2 protein-coding genes and 1 pseudogene are annotated in these 4,758 nt (G+C 74.1%); 1 reads left to right on the forward strand and 2 read right to left on the reverse strand.

What is annotated here, in order from left to right:
• Positions 1 to 1,697: MinD/ParA family ATP-binding protein (locus M878_RS60775; RefSeq protein ID WP_023546347.1), on the forward strand; the 1,697-nt coding region annotated here is incomplete at its 5' end.
• Positions 1,698 to 1,773: 76 nt separating this feature from the next.
• Here M878_RS60775 and M878_RS60780 read toward each other — a convergent pair.
• Together M878_RS60780 and M878_RS60785 are read right to left on the reverse strand one after the other, a co-directional pair.
• Positions 1,774 to 2,721 (reverse strand): bifunctional riboflavin kinase/FAD synthetase, encoded by a 948-nt coding sequence (locus tag M878_RS60780; protein ID WP_023546349.1) that lies wholly within the window; start codon positions 2,719 to 2,721, stop codon positions 1,774 to 1,776.
• Positions 2,722 to 2,876: 155 nt separating this feature from the next.
• Positions 2,877 to 4,758, reverse strand: a pseudogene (locus tag M878_RS60785) (hypothetical protein); the annotation flags it as partial.

A 4,758-nucleotide genomic window follows, 5' to 3' on the forward strand; every position in this document is an offset into this window, starting at 1 on the left:
CGGGCCCCGCCGCGGGCGGTTACGGCTTCCCCCAGCCGCCCGCGCCGCAACAGCCCACTCCCAACGGCGCCACCCCGCCCAGCAGCAGTTACGGCTTCCCGCAGCCCGGCACCCCCAACACCCAGCCCCAGCCCGGCGGTTACGGCTTCCCCCAGCCACCCGCACCGCAACAGCCAAACCCCAACACACCCACCCCGCCAAGCGGTTACGGCTTCCCCCAGCCCGGCGCCCCCAACCCCCAGGGACAGCCCGGCGGTTACGGCTTTCCGCAGCCGCCGCGGCGCCCGCAGGACCCCCAGGGACCCGGCGGCGCACCGGCAGCCGAAGGCCACCAGGCGCCGCAGGCCCCGCAGGCTCCCCACGCCCCGCAGGACCCGAACGCCCCGCACGCCCCGCACGGCCTCCATGCCCCGCAGAGCCCGCACGCCCCCGTCGACCCCCGGTCCGGTGCCGCATGGCCCCAGCCGCTCCAGCACGACCAGCGGCAGCCGACCAACCCCGGTGCCGCGCCGCTCGGTTACACCGCCGCCGTGGAGCTTTCCGCCGACCGGCTGCTCAACAACAAGAAGCAGAAGGCGAAGAGCGGGCGGCCCACCGCGGCATCGAGCCGCTTCAAGATCGGCGGCAAAAAGGAGGAGGCCGAGCGGCAGCGCAAGCTGGAGCTGATCCGCACACCGGTGCTGTCCTGCTACCGGATCGCGGTGATCAGCCTCAAGGGCGGCGTGGGCAAGACCACGACGACCACCGCACTCGGCTCCACCCTCGCCACCGAGCGGCAGGACAAGATCCTCGCCATCGACGCGAACCCGGACGCCGGTACGCTCGGGCGGCGCGTGCGCCGGGAGACCGGGGCCACCATCCGTGACCTCGTGCAGGCGATCCCGTACCTGAACTCCTACATGGACATCCGGCGGTTCACCTCGCAGGCGCCCTCCGGACTGGAGATCATCGCCAACGACGTGGACCCGGCCGTCTCGACCACGTTCAACGACGAGGACTACCGGCGCGCGATCGACGTGCTCGGCCGGCAGTACCCGGTCATCCTCACCGACTCGGGCACCGGTCTGCTGTACAGCGCCATGCGCGGCGTGCTGGACCTCGCCGACCAGCTCATCATCATCTCCACGCCGTCCGTGGACGGCGCGAGCAGCGCCAGTACGACGCTGGACTGGCTGTCCGCGCACGGGTACGCCGACCTGGTCTCCCGGTCCCTGACCGTGATCTCCGGGGTCCGCGAGACCGGCAAGATGATCAAGGTCGAGGACATCGTGTCCCACTTCGAGACGCGGACCCGCGGGGTCGTGGTCGTGCCCTTCGACGAGCATCTGGCCGCCGGTGCCGAGGTCGACCTCGACATGATGCGGCCGCGGACCCGCGAGGCGTACTTCAACCTCGCGGCCATGGTCGCCGAGGACTTCGTACGGCACCAGCAGGCACACGGGCTGTGGACCAGCGACGGCAACCCGCCGCCGGTGGCCGCCCCGCCGATGCCGGGCCAGCCGATGCCGGGTCAGCCGTACCCACAGGCCCCCGGCCCGGAGCTGTACACCGGCCCGCCCCAGCCCTATCCGGGACAGCCGGGACAGCCGCAGCCGCCGTACCCGCAGGCCCCGGGCCAGCAGCCCTATCCGCAGCAGGCTCCCGGTCAGCCGTACCCGCCGCAGCAGGGCTACCCGCAGCAGCCTCCTCAGGGGTAGGGCGGCATGACGAAGGGCGGCCGGTGCGCATTCCGCACCGGCCGCCCTTTCCGTTACACCGTCTACGAGACGAGGACTACTCCTCCTCGGCGATGATCTCCCGGCACCGCTTCACATCGGCGGCGATCTGCTCCAGCAGGGCGTCCAGGGAGTCGAACTTCGCCTGGCCGCGGACGTACTCGAGGAAGTCGACGGCGACATGCAGGCCGTACAGGTCGAGGCCGACGCGGTCGATGGCGTACGCCTCCACCGTGCGCTCGGTGCCGTCGAACTGCGGGTTCGTGCCGACGGAGATCGCGGCCGGCATGGCCTCGCCCTCGACGTGCAGATAGCCGGCGTACACGCCGTCGGCGGGGATGGCGGTGTGCGGGAGGGTCTCGACGTTGGCCGTCGGGAAGCCCATGTCGCGGCCGCGCTGGGCGCCGCGCACGACCACGCCCTCCACGCGGTGCGGACGGCCCAGGATCTCGCGGGCGCCCTCAACGTCGCCCTCGGCGACCAGGCGGCGGGTCAGGGTCGAGGAGAACGGCAGGCCGCCGCCCGCCTCGCCGGTGACGTACAGGTCGATGACCTCGACGTCGAAGTCGTAGACCTTGCCCTGCTCGGTGAGGAACTCGACGTTGCCGGCGGCCTTGTGGCCGAAGCGGAAGTTCGGGCCCTCCACGACCGCCTTCGCGTGCAGCTTGTCCACCAGGACCTTCACCACGAACTCGGCGGGCGACAGCTTCGAGAACTCGGTGGTGAAGGGGAGGATCAGGACCGCGTCGACGCCCAGCTCCGCCATCAGCTCCGCGCGGCGGTGGTGCGGGGCGAGCAGCGGCGGGTGGCTGCCGGGGCGGACGACCTCGCTGGGGTGCGGGTCGAAGGTGACGACGACGGCCGGCACGCCCAGCTCACGGGCGCGGTCCACAGCGTGCTTGATGATCAGCTGGTGGCCGCGGTGGACGCCGTCGTAGGAACCGATGGTGACGACGCTGCGCCCCCAGTCCTGGGGGATGTCCTCCAAGCCACGCCAGCGCTGCACTGTGACCGCTCCTCGAACCCGTGTCCATTACCGACTCTTAAGACTTGCGCAGGTCTAAGGGTGCCACGCCGGGTCCGCCGGGCCCGCATCGGCAGGGGGGCTGTGACGGGGCGCACGTTCAGGACCACCGGCCGCTCCCTCGCCGTAGCCGCCGTTCACGCCGGTACGCGGACGCCCGCGAGGTTCTCGAGCATGCGGCGGGTGCTGGGGCCCACCACGGCGGACCAGTCGTCCGGGGTGGCGGCCAGCCAGCGGGCCATGAGGGCGGCGAAGCCGGGTACCTGGCGGCCGAGGTCGACCAGGCCGCGGTCGAAGCGGGTGGCGCCCTCGGGGGTACGGACGAGAAGCAGGCCGGTGCGGTGCACGAGGCCGCGGAGCTCCTCCTCCCGGCCGTCGCCGTGCTCGGCCGCCGCGTGCAGGACGGCGTCCAGCACGGAGAGGGCCTGTTCCCCGGCGAGGAGGAGTTCCAGCAGCTCGCGGCGGAGCGGGCGGCAGGCGGGGGTGCCGACGGCGGCGAGGACCGTGGCGAGGGCCGCTCGGAGCTGTTCCGGAGCGTCGTCGAGCAGGCCGGTGACCAGGGGCAGCAGGGCCGGGCGGGTGGTGGGGCCCTGGGCGAGGCGGCGGTCGATGTGGGCGGCGATGGGCCCGGCGGTCGCCGGGCGCAGCCGTACCGCGTTCTGGAGCAGCGCCGCGACACGGCCGGCGAGGGCCGGGGTGGTGACGTCGGTGAGGGTGCGCAGCGCCTCCCCGGAGTCCGGGCCGCTCAGCCGGGCGCGGAAGGCATCCAGGACCGGGTCGGGGTGGGTGGTCAGGGCCGGGGCCAGGGCGCTCGCCGGGAACTGCGGGTCGCCGTCGGCGAAGTGGTGCAGGGCCGCGGCGAGGTGCCGGTCGCGGGTGTGCGGGTCGCGGACCAGCAGGGCGAGGGCGCCGCCGTGCAGGGTGCAGTCGGCGGGGCGGGCGAGCAGCGCGAGGGCGGCGTAGCGCAGCAGTTCGCGGTCGGCCTCCGAGCGGACGTGGGGGGCCGCGCTCAGGCTGTACGTCAAGGCCGCGACCCGGCGGGCTGGGCGCTCGTCGTGCGCCCAGCGGTCGACGGCCCTGCAGACGGCCGACGGCTCGTCCTCGGCGAGGGTGGCGAGCAGTTCGTCGGCGCGCCGGTGCGCGCTCGCGACCAGGATCTCGGTGAGGTCGTCCAGCGCGCCGTGCCGGTGGGTGTACAGCAGCGCCTGCGCGGCGGTCGCGACGGTGGCGTGCGGGGTCGCGGGCAGCGGCCGTTCGTCGTCGAACCAGCGGGTCAGCCGTGGCTGTACGACGGCGGGCGCGGCGGCGAGCAGCCGGGCGACGCCGTCGAGATAACGCTCGCCGGCCCGCCCGCCGGCTTCCGGGGGCGCCTGGTCGGCCAGCACGAGCCGGCGCAGCAGGTCGAACCGCTCGGTGTCGGAGACCGGCAGCTCGGTCCAGAAGCCGGGGCCGAACTCGCCCGGTACGGGCCGCTCCACGCGCCGCCAGGCGACGATGCGGTCGGCGAGCAGCCGCAGCACGTCCGTGTACGGCGTCGCGTCCGGGACCTGGAGCAGGGTGCGGGCGAGCAGCCGGGCGGCCCACCAGGAGCCGGGGTACCGGTCCACGGCGTCCGACAAGTCCCGCAGGCGGTCGGCCAGTTGATGGGTGCCGTGCTGCCGGGCGAGGAGCAGCAGGGCCTGGACGACGGGTCCGACGCGATGGTGCGGCACCGGTACGGGACCGGTCTCCGGCGCGGTGTCGGGGCGGTGGACCAGGGCGCGCAGGGCCTCGTCGAGGTCGAGATGGATGCCCTGGATCCAGTCGGCCAGTTCCCCGTGCGCGAACCGGTAGCCGCTTCCGGCCGGGACCAGGAGGCCCTCGGTCAGTACGGCGGACGCCCACCCGGTGCCGCCGCCGAGCCGGGCCGGGGCGGGCCCCCATGGGAACACCGCCTCGAAGGACGCGCGGTCCAGCTCGCCCTGCCCGGGGCCGAGGCTGCGCCGGGCGGCCTCGTGCACCTGCCCGGCGACACGCGTG

This window comes from Streptomyces roseochromogenus subsp. oscitans DS 12.976 (assembly GCF_000497445.1).
GTDB classification, from domain to species: domain Bacteria; phylum Actinomycetota; class Actinomycetes; order Streptomycetales; family Streptomycetaceae; genus Streptomyces; species Streptomyces oscitans.